Annotated in this window: 14 protein-coding genes; 10 read left to right on the plus strand and 4 right to left on the minus strand. The window is 36.7% G+C overall.

The features are described from left to right. From MUB18_RS06765 to MUB18_RS06795, 7 genes are all read left to right on the plus strand, one after another. Entirely contained in the window at nt 1-1437 is a 1437-nt protein-coding gene (locus MUB18_RS06765) for a glycosyltransferase family 2 protein (RefSeq protein ID WP_248755409.1), read from the plus strand. Continuing rightward, nucleotides 1430-4249 carry a tetratricopeptide repeat protein gene (locus MUB18_RS06770; protein ID WP_248755410.1) on the plus strand — a complete coding sequence of 940 codons (2820 nt, stop codon included), beginning with the start codon at nt 1430-1432 and terminating at the stop codon, nt 4247-4249. The genes MUB18_RS06765 and MUB18_RS06770 overlap by 8 nt, the downstream gene beginning before the upstream one ends. Continuing rightward, on the plus strand, nt 4236-6362 hold the full coding sequence (locus MUB18_RS06775; RefSeq protein ID WP_248755411.1) for a DUF4838 domain-containing protein: 2127 nt from the start codon (nt 4236-4238) through the stop codon (nt 6360-6362). The genes MUB18_RS06770 and MUB18_RS06775 overlap by 14 nt, the downstream gene beginning before the upstream one ends. A 70-nt stretch (nt 6363-6432) precedes the next feature. Beyond that, entirely contained in the window at nt 6433-6891 is a 459-nt protein-coding gene (locus tag MUB18_RS06780; RefSeq protein ID WP_248755412.1) for a DUF1573 domain-containing protein, read from the plus strand. Nucleotides 6892-7035: 144 nt separating this feature from the next. Next, the gene (locus MUB18_RS06785) at nt 7036-7455 is read left to right on the plus strand and encodes a hypothetical protein (protein WP_248755413.1); all 420 of its coding nucleotides are present in this window, start codon (nt 7036-7038) and stop codon (nt 7453-7455) included. Between the two features lie 83 nt (nt 7456-7538). Then, nucleotides 7539-9134 carry a helix-turn-helix domain-containing protein gene (locus MUB18_RS06790; protein ID WP_248755414.1) on the plus strand — a complete coding sequence of 532 codons (1596 nt, stop codon included), beginning with the start codon at nt 7539-7541 and terminating at the stop codon, nt 9132-9134. A 415-nt stretch (nt 9135-9549) separates the two neighbouring features. Then, nucleotides 9550-10809 carry a CotH kinase family protein gene (locus MUB18_RS06795; protein WP_248755415.1) on the plus strand — a complete coding sequence of 420 codons (1260 nt, stop codon included), beginning with the start codon at nt 9550-9552 and terminating at the stop codon, nt 10807-10809. 303 nt (nt 10810-11112) lie between these two features. Here the strand turns inward: MUB18_RS06795 and MUB18_RS06800 are convergent, their stop codons facing one another. Continuing rightward, the gene (locus MUB18_RS06800; protein WP_248755416.1) at nt 11113-12351 is read right to left on the minus strand and encodes a phage integrase SAM-like domain-containing protein; all 1239 of its coding nucleotides are present in this window, start codon (nt 12349-12351) and stop codon (nt 11113-11115) included. Nucleotides 12352-12861: 510 nt separating this feature from the next. Between MUB18_RS06800 and MUB18_RS06805 the strand changes: the two genes are divergently transcribed. The 3 genes from MUB18_RS06805 (at nt 12862) to MUB18_RS06815 (ending at nt 14661) form a co-directional block, all read left to right on the plus strand. Beyond that, the gene (locus MUB18_RS06805; RefSeq protein ID WP_248755417.1) at nt 12862-13251 is read left to right on the plus strand and encodes a response regulator; all 390 of its coding nucleotides are present in this window, start codon (nt 12862-12864) and stop codon (nt 13249-13251) included. 4 nt (nt 13252-13255) lie between these two features. Continuing rightward, on the plus strand, nt 13256-14077 hold the full coding sequence (locus tag MUB18_RS06810) for a helix-turn-helix domain-containing protein (RefSeq protein WP_248755418.1): 822 nt from the start codon (nt 13256-13258) through the stop codon (nt 14075-14077). 119 nt (nt 14078-14196) lie between these two features. Further along, complete coding sequence (locus MUB18_RS06815) at nt 14197-14661, plus strand: hypothetical protein (RefSeq protein ID WP_248755419.1); 465 nt, start codon at nt 14197-14199, stop codon at nt 14659-14661. Between the two features lie 303 nt (nt 14662-14964). On the opposite strand, the gene MUB18_RS06820 is transcribed toward MUB18_RS06815, so the two are convergent. Genes MUB18_RS06820 through MUB18_RS06830 form a run of 3 tightly spaced genes read right to left on the minus strand, consistent with a single transcriptional unit; the run spans nt 14965 to nt 18679 of the window. Then, nucleotides 14965-16197 carry a hypothetical protein gene (locus tag MUB18_RS06820; protein ID WP_248755420.1) on the minus strand — a complete coding sequence of 411 codons (1233 nt, stop codon included), beginning with the start codon at nt 16195-16197 and terminating at the stop codon, nt 14965-14967. Nucleotides 16198-16207: 10 nt separating this feature from the next. After that, nucleotides 16208-17449, minus strand: a complete 1242-nt coding sequence (locus MUB18_RS06825) for a DUF4998 domain-containing protein (protein ID WP_248755421.1) — start codon at nt 17447-17449, stop codon at nt 16208-16210. Between the two features lie 33 nt (nt 17450-17482). Then, nucleotides 17483-18679: a DUF5000 domain-containing lipoprotein gene (locus MUB18_RS06830; RefSeq protein WP_248755422.1), complete on the minus strand. Its 1197-nt coding sequence runs from the start codon at nt 18677-18679 to the stop codon at nt 17483-17485. Nucleotides 18680-18702 lie beyond the last annotated feature (23 nt).

Below are 18702 nucleotides of genomic sequence, written 5' to 3' on the forward strand. Positions count from 1 at the left end.
ATGGTTTATTTTTTTACTTATATCATCTATTTTTATGCTACTGCCCTTGCTCTTCTCTACATCTTATTGATGTTTATGAGCTATTATAAAACGAGAAGGTATCGGTATCAATATTCGGCAAGAGAGGAAAATTATCTGAAAAAATTTCCAGATGAAGCTCCTGGAATTTCAATCGTTGCCCCAGCATTTAATGAGGAGGTGATTATATATGATAGTGTTAACTCCCTTTTGAATCTTGATTATCCGAAATTTGAGGTTATCATCGTAAACGATGGTAGCAAGGATAAAACCTTAGATATTTTGATTCAAGAATTTGATTTAGAAGAAGTCCCTTATTATTATGTTTACAAAGTTTACTGTAAGCCTGTTTACCGTGTCTTGCGCTCTACGAATCCGGCTTTCAGTAAGTTGATCGTAGTGGATAAACAAAATGGGGGTACTAAAGCCGATGCCATGAATGCGGGTGTAAATATGGCCCAATATGATTATTTTATCAATACTGATGTAGATTGCATCCTTGCGGAAGATACGCTGTCAAAGATAATACTTCCGGTATTGGACTCAGATAAACAGGTGATTGCGGTGGGAGCGACTATGCGTATGGTCAATAGCTGTACAATAGAACGAGGTCGTATAACCCGTGTAAAACCTCCGAATAGATTAATTCCTCTGTTTCAGGAAACGGAATACCTCCGGTCTTATCTGGTAGCAAAAATGGGCTGGTCTATGATCAATGCAGTACCAAATGTCTCGGGAGGATTTGGACTTTTTGATACTCAAGTAGTAGTTTCTACCGGCGGATTTGACTCTGCTTCCCATGCCGAAGATATGGACATGACCGCTAGAATGGTCGCATTTATGCGGGAAAATAAGCGTGCTTATCGTATTGCGCAATGTCCTTATAGTCTTTGCTGGACAGAAGGGCCACCAAATATAAAAGTATTAAGTAGGCAGCGTACCCGCTGGGGGCGTGGTATGCTGCAATTTATCATCGACCACCGTAAATTTTTTCTGAATAAGGATTATGGAAGGTTAGGATTTTTGGTGATGCCTTACATTGTTTTCTTTGAATTTCTTGCTCCAATAATTGAATTTTTCGGCTTCTTGTTTTTGCTGTTTTTGCTCCTGACAGATCAGGTAAATTATGATACTTTTTGGATGATGCTACTCTACGTTTACTTGCTTGGATTAGCGGTATCAATCATCACCATATCGTATGATCTCATTTTGGAAAAATTATATAAAAACTTTTCCGAGTATTTAAAGTTGGTGTTTTTTGCGGCTTTTGAGGCAATTTTTTATCATCCATTGATCGTTATCTTCACATTAAGGGGATATATTCAATATTTAACTCGGAGAAACTTTAAATGGGGGCAAATGACAAGACAGGGCTTTTCTCCATCCAATAACGCTAATACTGTAAAAAATAATGCTTAAAAGATTTAAATATTTTAGACTACTGATCGTTCTCTTTGGATCTCTATATGTCAGTCAGCCGATCTATGCTCAGCGTGCAGGTACCACAATAGACCGAAATGAGGAGGCTTACCAGATCAATGAGCTTTACAAACAAGGAAAGTGGGAGGAAGGTAAGAAACGCGCTGATGAAACTTTAAAAAAGAATCCAAAGGATGGGGATATGAGAATGCTTGTAGGTAAATACCATCTTCACCATCAGCAATATGAACACGCGCGATATGAATTGGCTAAGTCCTTAATGTATGCTCCTGCTAATGTGGATGCCAAGCATATGTTGATCGCGGTAGAGACGAAAACAAAGCGGTATTCAAGCGCAATCTGCTATATCAATGAACTGTTAGAAATCAATCCTTACTGGAAAGGGTTATGGCGTAAAAAGATCGATCTATACCGAAAAATGGGTAATCATGTTGAGGCAGACCGATTGCTAAAACGCATCGCACAGATTTATCCGGAAGATAAAGAACTAAAAAAAGATCAAATCTATATCGTGGACCAGCGCATTGCTGAGGTGAAAAAATCTGGAAAAATTGATGAGACAATTCAAATATCTAAACAACTAATTGATGATCAACCTCGCCAAACGGAAACTTATTTGTCACTGGTCGATCATTATATTAAAGCGGGTGATTATAACAATGCATTGGTTTATGCTGAAAGAGGATTAAACCAGTTTGCTGGAAATACAAATTTTGTGCAAAAGAAAATTGCCATATTGGATCATCAGCAACGATATTCAGAGCTTCTGAGTTTTTTGGATATGGAAATGAAAAATGGCAGGGCCAGCAATTTGCGCTCCCAGTATAACTATTTTTTATTGGAGGCTGCGCGAAATGCGAAAAATAATGATCCCTTAAATTTATATGGAAAGATATTCATGGGTTCTCCCGGAAATCGGGAAGCATTTGACTATGTGTTTAATGAATTGCTTGCGAAAGAACAATATGAGGAAGCTCTGGCGACTTTAATAAAGCATAGAAGAAGTGTAGGAGCAAGAAAGGATCTGGACATGAAAGAACTCGCTGTTTACCAAAAAATGAATGCGTCGGGTAAAGTGGCCGCATTAACTCGCGAATACATGGTAAAGTATCCGGGTGACTCTGACCTGAAAGAATCTTATGTCAAGATGATGCTCCAGCAGGCAAAAGCCAATATGTTGGATGGAAAAATTTCGTTGGCGATCTCTGATTGGCAGCAAATCTTGCTTTATGGTGATAGGGAAGCGATAGAAATAGCACAACAAGGTCTCTATAATGCCTTTGTGACAGAGAAAAACTATCCGGATGCGCTTACTATTTTGGATGAGATGTTGCTCAATAGTCCAAAAGAAGTGAATCTTATGATAAAAAAAGCGGACTTATATAATAAACAGGAGCGTTATGAGGATGCACTTACTCTATACGAAGAAATCATGGAGACGTCTCAACAGGTAGAAAGGGAGCGACTTATTGGCGGGTATGGTGAAATGATTGCACCATGGATCAAGAAATTTAAAGAGAGCTACAACCTGACGATAGCTAGGAGTTTAACTGAAAGATGGCTTTCTTTGGATGAGAGTAATCAGGATGCCTTAATGTATGGGATCAATCTTGCTGACCAACTAAAGGACTATCATGCCATGTTTAGCTATGCAGAAAAAGGTGTTAAATATCATGAATCGGATCTGACTTTTACCATTAAATTGGCTGAGGCGATGAACCACATGGCAGATAAATTGGGGGATTCTTGGAACTTATTGCACCGTCAAGTCCAACTGAATCCTTTTCATGAACCGTTAGTCAATACGTTTATACATACAACTGAACAATATGCTGGAAGGTTATTGAAAACGAAAGATCATCATAGGGCCTTACTCACCATTGATACGGGACTCCATTATAATGAGAATTATAAAATGTTGAAATATATGAAAGGATTGGCGTATGAGGGACTTAGACAGTATGACTCTGCATATCATTATCAACAATTTTATGAACCTTCGCTTTTGGAATTTAAAGATTTCAAAAGCCATCTAAATTATATTGGGCAAAAATCGCTTCGAAACTATATTGGAATTTCACATTTAAGAGCGAGATTTGGAGATGACTATGTGATATCATCGATCTCAACAGCGGAATATACGAGATTGGCTCGCTCAGGAGCTGCTTATACCGGTAGAATTAACTATGCTGGTAGAGATGAAGGTAAGGGAATTCAAGGTCAAGTAGAATGGTCTAATCCTTGGACTGATAAACTGTCAACTCGAATAGATCTCGCACTTTCAAATAAATTCTTTGCAAAAATAGCGCTTAATGCAGCAGCCCTATACGAATGGAAGCCGACTTGGGAAGGAGAGTTAGGAGTAGGCTATAGACGATTCTTTTCCGATCAGAATTTACTTAATCTGAATGTTGGAATCACCAAAGAAATTGATGATTTCCGATTGGGAGCAAAATTAAGTAATTTTTTTCTTGACAGTGAAGGGGAACGTTTTTACCTCTACAGTGTTGTTGCCAGAGCACAATATCTAATGAATAATCCAAGAAATTATATATTAGTTCTTGGAAGCATTGGCAATTCACCTGATATCGACTTAGTCAATAATCAATTGTATAATAGTTTCAATGTGTTGAATGCGATGGTTGGTGCCGGAATAGGGAGATCGATAACCAAAAATGTGGGAGCAAGTGTGATCGGAACTTGGTATAATTTCCAAACCGACCGATCAGTCATCGCTACCTCGTACCGAAATTTGTATAACCTATATGTTCAGCTTCATGTTTCATTCTAAGATCATCATACTGTTTTTGTTTTTTCACCTTTTTAATAGCTGTGAGAGCAAGGGTTTTGATTTTTCTTCGACACAATTGCTGATCGCTTCTAATGGGGATAAGGAGAGTTCCGAAGCCGCAGATTATTTTCATCAGCACCTTATGAAGCGAAATGTATCTAATAATGGGTTATGGATTGAACGATCTGATGTACAACGTAAGCCTGCATCGGGAACTATCATTTATTTTGAAGTGGTACCAGATTTAGGAAGTGATTATGAAATTATTAATGAGGAGAGAAAGTTATCGTTGTTTGCGCAAGATCGATCAACACTTAGATGGCTGTCTTATCTTCTAATGGATAAATTGGGTAATGAACATCCTATAAATGTGGCTGATCTACCTCCCAACTACCTTGATTTTAAAAGTGGGAAGGTTCATTTTGATATGAAATATCGTGAACCACATCTTCGACCGAACCTAGAAGTTGATTATGCAGGAATTATACTTACGCATAGTATCGAAAAAGATTGGGGATTGTGGGGACATCACTTGGAACGTGTGTTTTTGGAAGGTGTGCCAGAAGAATCTCATGCAGAAGTGCACGGGAAAAGAACGCAAGATCAGTTTTGTTTCACTTCGGATCAAACTTTTAAAGCTATTTGCAATTTTATCATCGATGGATATGGACGTGGTGAAGAAGAATCGAAATGGTTTATGATAAATCCCAATGACAATGATCTGGTCTGCACCTGTGCTACGTGTCGTACGCAGGGAAATGCAGATGGAAACGCTACAGGAGCGATAGCTTATCTATTAAACAAACTTGCGGCTGAATATCCAAGGCATTATTTTTTTACGACTGCTTATAAGACTTCTCGAAAGGCTCCAATGAAAAAACTGGCTACCAATGCAGGTGTATTTGTGAGTACAATTGACCTCCCTAAAAACCCAATGTTGAATAAGAATCAACAGAAGGTCATAGGTTTTACACGTACAGTTAAAGAGTGGAAGGATAAAACGGATCATGTCTATGTATGGGATTATATTTCAAATTTTGACGATTATATCACGCCTGCCCCTGTTCTGCAACGTGTGAAGAAACACATCAATTATTTTTCAGAAATGGGTGTGGACGGAATTTTTTTTAATGGAAGTGGCTATGATTATGCGCCTTTTGATGATATGAAGACGTATGTTCTTAGTGCATTAATGATTGATAATACGCTGGATATACATAAACTGATGGAAGATTATTATAAAAAATTTTATCCCGTCACTGGTCGCCTGATATCATCTTATTTATTGGAGATGGAAGATGTGGCACTACAGAAGAATACTGCTTCTGATGTGTATGTCCCTTTTCGGTCGGCAATTGCAACTTATTTTGATGCGAAAAAGTTTGAGGATTTTTATTCGAAACTTATTAAATCTAAACCTCAGCTGTCTGGGCAAGAAGACGTGAAAATAGATCAACTATTGACAGCTTTGAGTTTTACGCAACTGCAGATTATATATGATCAAGGTTTTTTGAAAAGTGGAGTGAGGAATCGAGCGAATAGTAATAGTCTTGTAATGGAACAAGATCTATTGAGCATATTGGCAAAATATAATAACTATGCAGGGTTATCCAAATATAAAGAGGAGAATGGAAGTTTTGAAACTTACTTATCTGAATGGAAAGCGCTGATAAAAGCTGATTTAAAAACAAATCATTTTATCAATCTAGAGGCAACGGGATTGATGTCTGGAGAAATTTATGCGGATACTAGGTTATTGACTGACAACTTGCCTGGATTTACGAGTGATTTTAATCAAGGTTGGTTTTTAGCAGGTGAAGATATTCAGATAGCAGGTTTAACACATTTGAAAGCTGGAAAATCAGAACGGATTTCCATACGCTTTTTGATCAATGATAAACATCGAATGGCTATTCCTGATCGGGTTGAAATATTTGCAAACGAAAAAAAGATATTGACCTGTAGAGGTGAAGATTTCAGTGTGGGAACAACTACAGCACTGTTGGATAAAAAATTGATCATGCCGGAAAATGCCGCGGTAAAGGTGAGGATTTATAGTAATAAAGTAATAAAAAAATCAGTAATAGCTTGCGATGAAATACAATTATACTAATTACATATTTTTAGCAGGAATAATTTTCCTGTTCGGTTCGTGTTTAGATATTGCCAATAGGAAGACAACTATGGAAATTCAAGATAATCATAGACATTATTTTCCTGTATTGGCGGGACAGGAAAAGGATCTATCTTTTAAATTGAAAAATACGGGTCTTAATCCACTTATGATTACGGATATTATCACTTCATGTGGATGTCTTAAATTGGGGGATGGGGTCGGTACATTCTCGGTTCCGCCAGGAAAAGAAAGAATACTGACCTTGAGCTACAATAGTTCCAAAAATGTCGGATATGTCAAACATTATATAGCGCTTTACGGAAACTTTGAAAAATCGCCCTATCAGGAGATCGTATTTGATATTCATGTAGTACCAAATGCTCTTTATACGCAAGACTATGAAGAACTGTATGCTGATGAAATAAAACGACAGGGGGACTTAAAAGTTCTCGTTGATGGAGCTGAAAACAATAAAGGATATTATATGGATCAAGATTTAAATAAAAACATCGAGTCCGATAAGTAATAGGGGGTAATCGTTACTTTGATATGAATATATTGCGCTGATTATTAATTTGTTATTTTGTTTTATGATTTGTATTATTGAGGGGTAAATATAAAATACGCATATTTAGCAATAGGTTAACAAAACTTAGTTGCTATTATAAATATGATGGATTCGGTATCTTATGACCCAAAAGAACTGTTAATTACGTTGATGGAGATGAAAGAAAAACTTAAATCTACCATTGCAAAACATTGCCCAGATCATGATATGTCCATATGTGATGATTTGGACAAAGCATTGGAAGATTTTTTTCAGCTTCAGCATGTAGGAAATAATGAAATAGGGTATTTATCGTCACAATTGGCACTTCTACATTTATTTAGGGAAGTTGAGAGGACGATGGAAGTTGTGGTCAATACCAATAACCTAAGGGCATACTATGATTTTAAACTAGCGATTGAAGGGGAAAATCGAAAAGCTCCTACTCTGATTCGTCATTGGAAATCGAGCGATTTAATCCTTGCGGCTGTTTTAGGAGGTCTATTGGCAGCAGCTCTTTCATTATTTTTTGTGCTTCCATAAGTTACGCTGAAATTCCTACCTTTTTTCTAAGGCATACTTTCTTTTAAAAAAGATAAGTAGGGCTTATTATTAACCATTTTCTTATGAAATCACTAAGTATTTTTATTTTTATGCTTTTTGTTTTGTGCAAGACGAGCGCTGCACAGAGCGGGAGCAATAGCAATTTTAATAAACGTTACCTTGACGTCGTAGTTTCACTTGTCGCCTCAGATAGGAAAGAAGCTCGTAGAATTGCTGATTCCTTGGCACATGTAGCCAATACTGATGAACAAAAGATCAAAGCTTATATGTTACTGGCCAAGTTGGATGAAAATGCGGGTAATATGAAAGGTTGTATATGGTATGCTATGCGAGCTGATACGATTGCAAATGCTACTTTCAACTTTTCATGGCAGGCTTCTACTGCAGGTTTTTTGGCCACATCTTTTCGACAGTTGGGTTTATTAAAAGTGTCTGAACGATATCTGTCTAAAGCAGAAATCGCAAATGAAAATCAATTGGACGCGCATATGAAAATGCTCACGAAGATTAATATTTTGCATGAACGTGCATTTCATTGTTTTGAACTAGATCACTATACGGATGCAAAAAAATATCTGAATTCGGCAGCCTCGCTAATCCATATAGATGGTAACGAGGATAAGAAAGCGCTACTGATAAAAGCTACTAATGATCAATTGATGGGGATATGTGAATTGAAACTAGGAAATTTAATCAGCGCCGAATCATATCTAGATGCTTCTCTCGAAAAGATAAAAAATGTGGAAAGTAATTTGAAGCCCTACATCATCCGTGCAAAAGCGGAATTAGAGCTGGAAAGAAATAATCTGACTGCAGCTTTTAAGTATCTAAATATGATAAAACCATATCTGATAAATGGCGATGTGGAAGAATTGAAGATGTTGACTTATGAATCTTTGGCAGCATATTATCAGAAGGATGGTGATATGACAAAATTTTTAGAATTCCGTGAGAAAGCTATTGATCTTAAGGCTCATAGAGATGAGGTGGCTAAAGGTATATCGGATGATCTCATTGAAATATTTAATGTAAGGAAGCAATATTATAAAAATAGATATATGCTGTCAATCGGTGTTGTGCTTATGATCGGAATGTTTGCAGCGGTTGGTACATTATATTACTTTCGACTGCAATCTTCTTATAAGAGTCAATATCATGTTCTTACTGATAAACAAGAAGGGGTGACCCCGGTTGTTGCCCCTTTAACTGAAATAAGTGATAATTTTTCAATGGTTATCAATGAGTTGGAAAATAGTAGCGCGATTAAAGCTAAGGGAATTAATATTGCAAAAGATACTGAGGAAAGACTATACCAGGAGTTTGTTAAACAGGAGGAGGCGAATTTCTATTTAGAAAAAAGTGTGACCTTACAGCAACTGGCTACGAATATGGGAACAAACATGCGTTATGCTAGCTATATTCTTCAAAAATTTAGAGGTAAGGACTTCTATGACTATATCCAGTCGAGCCGGATTGAATTTATCATCGCAAAATTAAAAACTTCACCGGAACTTTTCGACTATAAAATTTCATATTTGGCTGAAATGAGCGGATTCTCTTCATTGAGTAGATTTTCTAGCGCTTTTAAAGAAGTTACAGGAATTCCTCCGTCGGCATTTATTCATTTTATGAAAAAAGAAATGAATCAAAAAAGATAATACCATCTCGACTAAAATGAAAAAAAATTTAGTTTAATCGAAAATTGTATTCATTCTTCTAAGAACGCAATGTTGTTCTAACATTCTCTAAAGCGGTATCTTTTACTAAAATCATGATCTATAGTTTATATGCAATACAAATTGAGACAATTTATATGTTTCTGTTTTTAAGTAAAAGTATTTGTTTTGTAAGATCATGAAAGTGAAAATAGGATCATGATCTAAAAACTTAAATGATAAAAAAGTATCTGTAGAAATTGAATGAGGTATTGTTGCTGTGATCGCATGTGTAATGCTGTTGGCGAGGGAAAGTATGCGTCTACATCATTACCCAGATATTCTTGAAAAATCTCATTTTACTTAAGAAGTTTAGTACATGTTGCCATTTAGTGGATAAATAAATTAAAAAATACATATGAAGAAATTCAACGCAATGATTATTGGCTTGTTAATCTGGATGTGTCTGATCTTAGTCCTGTCTTCCTGTACCAAAAAGCCTGTTGATACTACTGAAATTGCTCCTATTGAAGAGCTCCCAATATTAGATGAAAGTGTCAGAGCTTTGGTACCCCATATTTTTATCAATATTGATGATAAACAAGAAGTGATGGATAAAGATGTGTATCTGAGTGCTGAAATATATATTGAGGGAAATGATAAATTTAAGAATGTTGACAAGATAAAAACAAGAATTAAAGGGCGGGGAAATTCGACATGGAGTAAGCCTAAGAAGCCATTTCGATTGAAGTTGGATAAAAAAGCATCACTTTTAAATTTGCCAGATGCAAAAGATTGGGTTCTATTAGCTAATTATAATGACTATACCTTAATGACAAACGCCGTTGCAATGAAAATTGGGAAGCAATTGGGTATGCCTTATACTCACGATATTGTATCTGTGGATTTGACTATAAATGGTGTATATCGAGGAAATTATAATTTGACACAACAAGTTGAAATTCATGAGAATAGAGTAAATGTTGGTGATGATGGTATTTTGTGGGAGCTTGACAGTTACTTTGATGAAGAATGGAAGTTTAAGACAAAATATTTTGATTTGCCTGTTATGTTGAAAGATCCAGATCCTGAATCTGGATTTCAATTTGAAACATGGAAGTTGGATTTTCAAAATTTTGAAAAATTGTTGTATGCTAAAGAATTTCCTAAGAATTCTTATGGTAATATATTTGATAAGCAGCAGTTTGTCAATTTTCTCATTGTAAATATGTTGGTGGCAAACCATGAGGTTTGTCATCCTAAAAGTGTTTATATGCATAAAAGATCGGGCGGGAAATATACAATGGGGCCCATCTGGGATTTTGATTTTGGCTTCGGCTTTAGTGAAGAACATCATCGAACTTACTTCAACAATGTCACACTGGATTTGATTAGAGAGAATGATGACAGAATTGGAGCAGAATTGTACAAGAAAATTCTTAAAGATCCTGAAGTAAGAGTCTTGTTAAATAAAACTTGGCAGGCCTATAAAAGTAATAAGTTTAACGAGCTGATGCAATTTGTTGAAATCTTCGCTGCAGAAATACGTGATTCTCAAAAGCGAGATTTTGAAAAATGGAAAATTGGGAACAATAATTTGGGAGCAAATAAGGCTAGCATGAAAATATTTCTTCGAAGTCGTGCGCAAGTGATAGATCGATTTATTTCAAAATTATAGCACATGATTTCATGCGACGAGATTCTGTAATTGTTTAGATATAATTTAAAGCTTTTGATGAATTATTGCTTTGTGATTACGATAGGTAATTTTCTCTTATAGGCGATTTTATCTCTATCCAGAGAACAGGATCCCCTCATCCTCAGCATTGTTATTAACGGAGATGCTTATGATCGTGATCAATGGATGATCCTTATTTATTTAGACATTTATTCTTTCGCTATCGCGATTCATGTTGATATCCTGGTTTTGTTATTTCCCTAACCGAATAATTAGGCCGTCTTTATTGTATTGTCAGCAACTTTAGGTGGTAAGAAACTTTTCCTTGTATGATTTTTCAAAATAGTTACCTAATGAGCGTGTTCTTTCGGTGTCTACGCTATTAATATAGCGATGAAACATTTGCTCTGTACTGTGTCCCGTAGCCTCCATTAAAAGTGGAGTGGGGATCTTACCGTAGAAATTTGAAGCAAAGCTTCTGCGTCCGATATGGCTTGTAATCGCTTCCCATTTTTGTACCATCATCTCGTATGCTCTGAATCCACAGCGCTTATGTACTTTTACTAAACTTTTTATACCTGCTAAACGTACAACTTCTTTAATCTGATCGTTATATTTCTGAATGGGTAATCGAGCTGGAAATGAATCACTATTTTTTGACATAATTACCAAAGCTGCAGGGTGAAGCGGTAATAGGATATCCTTTTGCGTCTTTTGTTGAACAAATGACATACAGGGTCTTCCATCAAGAATCTCCATCATTGCTATGTTAAAATTCATAAAGTCTGAAACACGCTGACCCGTATAACAACTGATTATAAGCCAGTCTTTTGCTGCTTGCAGTGTGTCAGGAACTTCCATTCTTTTAATTTTGATCAGTTCATCCTCTGTTAAAGTTACGATTTGATGATATTTTTTTTCCTTTGGAAGCTCAAGTTCATACACATACGTGCGTATTCCTCTTTTTTCCAAAAAATTTAAAATGGTACGTACAAAATGTATGGTTCGATATGTGGTGGTTTTGCTGTACTGTTCTAATTCACAGAAGATTAAAAAATCTTTAACAAAAGTTTCATTGACTTCGTTTATATGCAGGTGTTGCATACGGTGGCCTTCAAATCTTTCTAACAATCGAAAGAAAACCATATAGCGCTTGTAGGTTGCAGAGGAGATTATATGGTGTCTATTATTGATGTAAGCCTCCATATGTTTCAATAAACCACCTTCTGGCAAAGCTACATTGCTTAAGGTTGCATTTTTTTTTATAATCCGTCCCAAGGTAGTGATGGAAAATGTACGCTGTTTTGTTTTGATTTCTCTTAGATAGTTGGCAATTCCGATTCGAATCCTATTGAGAAGTAAATGTAGCTTTTTGTATCTTTTTAGATAAATATTGTCAGGACGTTGTTTCTCTTGATCCCATCGGGAAGAGGTAATCCTTAAAGGAGTTTTTATAAGATGCTCATCCTTTTTATCGTCGATAAACCTGATTGCAATAGTAGATGATAAGTTAGCATCCAGTAAAATAAAATTAAAAGTCATAATAGTAACATTTAGCTAATTGTTTGTAGCTAAGTTAGTACTATATCTTGATTAGTCTAATTCAGACTAGTATTGTATCTAGTAAATTTATGAAAAAGATTGGAATTAAGCAATAGCTAATTATCAGACAGCATTTTAAAAGCATAAAGACCACAATGCTCAAATAAATAAAAATTTTAAAAACGTAATATTTACGACAAATAGTAGGTTGATAATTAATGATTTAAATATTTTTTTAAGTCTGAATTAGACTACATTTTATATTTTATTTGGCTTAAAAAGAAAAAATATGAACCAAGATAATAAGCGAAAAAAAAGTACATCCAACCAAAAATTGAAATGATACTGATAGAAATGGAAAACTGCCTAGCAGCAGGACCAATTTGTTTATTTCCTGTTAGCAGTCATGAAAATAAGAATTTAATTGATGAGTTAAAAATCATTAAATAAAAATAACTAAAATTTTATTAAAAAGTAGTCTAGAGACTGCAGTTTATTAATATAATAGCCATGGAGCCCAAACTTAAACTTGTTTTTGCAGATGACTGTGTTTTCCAACAAGCTATGATGAAATTGCTGATCAAAAGAATGGAGATTTTTGATCTTTATTTTACCTGCAATGATGGTGCAGAATTGATCGAAAAACTTGCTGACGCTGAGGTGCTTCCTGAAATTTGCATATTGGACCTCCATATGCCCAATATGGGGGGGATAAGCACTGCTCGTGAAATAGGTGTTAGATTTCCAGAAATCAAAATCTTTGGTTATACAGCCAGTGCAGATGATGAAGAGATTGAAGATTTTAAGCGGCATGGTGCATCTCATGTATTTTCTAAAACAGATCCTGCAGCCATGTTAATCCAAATTAAAACAATCCTTAAACCAGTATTTACACGATAATAATATGAATGTGCCCCCTACTGAATTCAAACTGTTTCCATTAAGTGATTGGAATCGTGAACAGGTTTTTTATTGGTATAAGCCTGTTGATTTTTTTAGTATTGTGAGAGCTTTTGAGCCTTTAGAAATCTCAACTGGAATAGAACAATATAGAGTTGGTCGAGATAAAATGGCGTTTATCGGTTCAGGAAAAGAATATGATATCACTCAAAGTGTAGGGGCTAAAGGGTATATCATCACTTTTACAGCTGCTTTCTACGAAAAATCAATTTCTGATTCTGTACTTCTCAATTCGGAATTATTTTTTGATGCTTTTCAATCGGTGCAGATTACAGACACTCTTGGAGATGAGGAAGATTTTATGAAGCTGATCAACCGTACAGAAAATCTTGTCCATGATGTATCGGATCTTGTGATCCACAATTGTATTGAGTCTTTGTTATTGGAGGGTATGCAGCATATTAAATTCAACTCCTGCTTGCTGGACTACGGGGCAGTTCCAATACGTGGAATGGTAAATGCTTTTTCTATTTTGGTACATAAGCACTTTAAAGAGCAGACCAATGTTCAGTTTTATGCGGAAAAACTGAACGTTACTCCTCGAAAATTAACAGAAATGTGTTTAGCTATATGGGGAAAAACCGCAAAATCAGCGATTTCCGATATTGTACTGAAGGAGGCTTTACGTTATATTAAACATACCGATCTATCGATCTCACAGATTGCTTATGAGATGGGATTTACGGATGAATCCAATTTTAGGCATTTTGTAAAGAAATGTACTGGGAATATTCCGATGAGCTATCGACAGATATACGCACTTTGACGCTGTTATATTTAACATGAGGAATGCTTTTTTTTACAGACTTAGGTTGATCGCTATTCTTTAACTTTATCCATTACACTGGACTATCACCTTAATGATAATATTGACCCTATCATCCTATGAAAAAATATTTGTGCTTGTGTTTATATATTGGGGCAAGCTATCTGCTCTTTGGTGTTGTAGAAACTAAAGCGCAGATAGCGAGCACAGCACTTTCCATCACTCTACGTCCTTTCTTATCATTAAGTGTGAATCCAGTTTATAGTAGAGAAATTGATGCAAGCAAGACCGGAATGCTCGCTCAAGGATCGTATTCCTATCATCAATCCTTTGAACATTTAGCGGTTGTTTCAAATGAAGCATTTGAAATTCGGGTCGATCATATAAATCTTCCTAATAATCAGTCAATACGTCTCGATGTACAGCTCGTAAGGAACTGGGATAATATTGGCGTTGATACACTTTTTTGTAAAAAGGTTGGTTTAAAGGTTCTCGAGGCTAAGTCTGCTGTGAAATTAGTAAATGAGAAACCGAATGACATCGCAACAATAGAAATTTTTAAATATACTTTAACAGCTTTATAAGCATTTAATAGTATATCTATAGATAAATTTGGCTTGGACTTGTTAATTTATTTAAATAAGAAATGGGACGAAATCCCTTCGTCCCATTATTCTAACATTATTGAAGAACAATTATTTTTAATAATAACTGTTACTCAAAGATAACTACACTTTGTAGTCTTTGTTCTGTTAAAAATGGTGGATTTCATGTGTAAAAAACTTGTACATATGTATTAGTTTAAGATTGCATAGCCCCGCTCTGCAGACTGAGGTTTTGCAATCTTAAACTGGATTTTCTTATTGATTTAATTCTTTAGGTATTAATCATGGTGCATAACTCCCGCTATGGCTGGTCATACCATCTTTACGCATGGCTTCAATAATCAAACAGTTATATACGTAGTCCCAACTTGAACTGACCTCGGAATTTTGATTCAGACCATATGGCCACCAATGTTGACTGTCGCCACTTAAGACCGCATTTTGATCCGAATTGATCAATTTTAACATATTATTTCCATTGGTCAATTGATACTTTCCAGCACTTATTGCTTGCTGTGACCACCAGCTTGTTGTACCTGTTCCAAATGTATGATTCATTTCATGTAGCATTGTACGGATATTTTGATAAGAGGTATTTGATCCAAATCGCATCCATCCTTCATTATTGGCATCAGCGGTAGCTACCCCAGGTACATAATTGAGGTATACATGCTTAGTCGCTGATGTATATTGATTCGCATACCAAACGGCACTGTCAATCGCAACCTGCAGGCGGGAGTAGGCTGCGAGTTCTTCAGCTGTAGGACTGCTTGCTTTGTTGAATGTATACGTGACGTTCCCTGTCTTAATCGTTCGAAAGGGAATATTGGTTCCGTAGCTCACTCCGGTTTCATTGATCGCATATGCCCGAAGATGATAATTGGTCTGTGGAGTTAAGTTTGATAATCCGATTCTAAATTTGCCGACACCGTTTGTTCCATGTGCAGCCTTGTTTTGCGCTATTGTCGGATTTTCTGCTGTTCCCCAACAAACACCACGCTCCGTTACTGCTCCGCCGCCACTGCTCAAAATTTCCACGTCATAATAAGCTCGTGATGAACCGATAATAAACATCGGTGTTTGGGCAAAATTGACAGATTGTATATCTGCCGTTTTTAAAATTACCTGATCTCCGTACGCCACTCCACCTTTGTTTTTTGCATAAGGTCGGATGTAATAGGTGGTAGACTGTACAAGGGAGTTGAGCTGAACGCTGAATTCTCCTGATCCTTTGCTGACTGTTGCTTCGTGAGGATTATTTTCAACCGTGGGATTGGGACTCGTGCTCCAGCAAACACCTCGACTGGTGACGAGCGCTCCGCCTTTATGGGACACCATTCCCTTAACCATTGCTCCTGAGGTGGTGATATTGGAAAATGCTAATTTTCCCAAACTGGGCAGAGCAATTCCTTCCGAATTTTCGATTGGCTTTACGGGTAACATATCGGATGTTGATTTGGCGCATGCCTGCAGGGTCAAACTGAGCATAAGCAGATAGAAATATCTTTTTTTCATATTTTCTTTTTTATTGTAAAACTTCAAAAGTCATATTACCTGTTATCTTGATGTATGATCCATCACTCGCTGTTCCAGGCATGTTGCCCAATAGTCCGATAGTGACGGCACTTGCTTCAGACAAATTAAATTCCAATACGGCCTGGGTTCCTGAAATAACCTGATAACCCAAACTTTGAACAGCTAAATGAGCTTGATCAGGTAATTGGGTTCCTTTAGCAGCAACTAAATGTACTGTTCCTGCAGCTCCTTTGTCTAGTTTCGTAATGGTAAACCGATATTTTCCAGGTTGAAGGTTGGTCGTTTGATACATTTTTCCATTGATAATCGGAGCTAAGTTTGGCGATGGTGTAGCCCATTGCCACCATCCTGCTTCGAGGGATAAACAAGCTTGGTTGGAGCGTATCTCTATACCTCCATAGAACTTATTGTCGGTATGTTTAAAGTTTTTTGCGGCATCATTCAATAACCAGTCTGCTGGAGTTCCCCATCTGCTTCCTGCCATGGCAGAAGTCTGGAATGGGAAATTCATATTTTTAAAGTAAATCTCTTTAGGCACTATCTCTGTGACATAGTTGGTGTAAAATGTATCGACACTTAAGGTATCGGGGACAAATAGAGTACGATAACGGTACGGTTTTCCAGGAAGATAGTTTTTTAATATGCTTTCACCGATATGGATCGAATCACGTTGTATGACCAGCTTTCCTGCCGTATTGGTATACTCAACTTCTGTAAATGTTGCTCCACTGGTCAAATCGATACCTCCCCAAGAAATGGTCGTTTTTTGATCGCCGGCAAAATAGCCAGTCGTGTAGTAAGGGCGATTGAGTAATCCAGATCCATACCTTTCGCCATAGGAAATTCCTGTTTTAAAAACGCTGAGTGATTTATTGCCTTGTCCATCAAAGGTGATAAATTCAAAATTATGTACCCCTTCTCGGATGGGTAACGATAACTTTAACGTATCTACATCCTGAGTTCTATTGATGTTGAGCTCGGCGGAGTCCTGTCGATTGTCCCAATAGACTTTTAATCGTTCGATTTTTGGATCAGCCATAAATAGACCGGTAATATATACCCGCTCTTTTCCAGAATAAACTTTTATTGAATCTATTTTTCCTGTGTAGCTTATTTCTCCGTCTTTTAGATATTTTTTATAATCATCACTTTTTGAGCAGCTGAAAAGATGAAGTAGCGCCACGCCAAACAGCATGCTCTTACCTATTATTTTAATGAGTTGTGTTTTCATAATTTTTGTCTTAAAAATAAATGGTGGTCCTCGTTAGCGAGGGTCTCCATATACCTGAACTTCTGCAATTGCCATAAATGAAGAACCTTGCCAGTTTTTTGAAGTTTTTATCCGCAGATAGCGCACCTTTGGAGCACTGACATCAAAATCAAAACTTAGTCCCGAATTGGCGAGTTGGTAATCTTCATCGGTCTGTTGCCCCATCGGTAATCCTGAAGGTTTTTTGCTTTCAAAGGTTCCTAGTAGTTTCCAGTTATTCCAACTTCCATCCGAAGGTGGGTTGTCTGAACCCCAGATTTCGAAATTTTTTACATTCCCACCATAATAATACATACGGCCATTGTTGGTGTATTCTGGATAATTCCAGATGACGATCCTACTCATTTTTGCTAAGGTTCCTGTATCAAAAGTGATCCATTGAGGACCATTGATCGTGACATCCGTGAGGGAGATATTAGGCCAATTGATGATATCGCCATCCCACATTTTTGATAATCCTGTCGACGCATACTGTTGCTTAGCATCAGTAGGTAAACTGATAGCATTATAACGGGATTTTGGTAATGCGGTTTCAAATAAGGGGGTAATGGTGGTCACCATGGTATCCGTAAAATTCATGTATTTATCGCGTATGGTGATCGCAAATTGTTTTGGATTAGGGGCAAATCCTCTAATGGTTCGATTGATCTGTTTTACAGATGTGTAAATATTGTCTACCGATGGCACCCATTCTCCTAAAGAATCTACCATAACCATAATGGTTAAGTTTTTTTCCTTTTCATTATCTGCAGTTATGCGTATTCCTCCAAAAGCACCAATCGCTTCTAAACTTCGAAAAGTATCCCAGATCGGATTTTCCAATGGAGTAACCGATACGGTTACAGGTGTTGAACTCATTTCGCTACGGTTTACGGTAGAGAGTTTAATATCATGAGGTTTCATATCCGCAAATCCTTCTACAAGCAATGAGTTGTTGTAGTAGGAAGATTTTACCTCCATTTCTTGACCAGAGGCCAAAGTGTAGGTTGCCCGAACGTAAAGCAGATCCTGATCCTTAGGCAGTGTGTAATGGATACGAGCTGCTCCCGGTAAATTTTCGATCTGGACATTGCTTACGGGCTGTGGTGCGGTAGTATTAGTTACCTGAGCTGTTTTAAACTCCTCCTTACAACTACTCAATGCCGCTGTTAGCATCAGTATTGTGAAAATATAAAGTTTTGTTTGTTTCATGTTCTTAATAATCTTGTATCATT

It is taken from the genome of Sphingobacterium sp. PCS056, from assembly GCF_023273895.1.
In the GTDB taxonomy this organism is placed as follows: domain Bacteria; phylum Bacteroidota; class Bacteroidia; order Sphingobacteriales; family Sphingobacteriaceae; genus Sphingobacterium.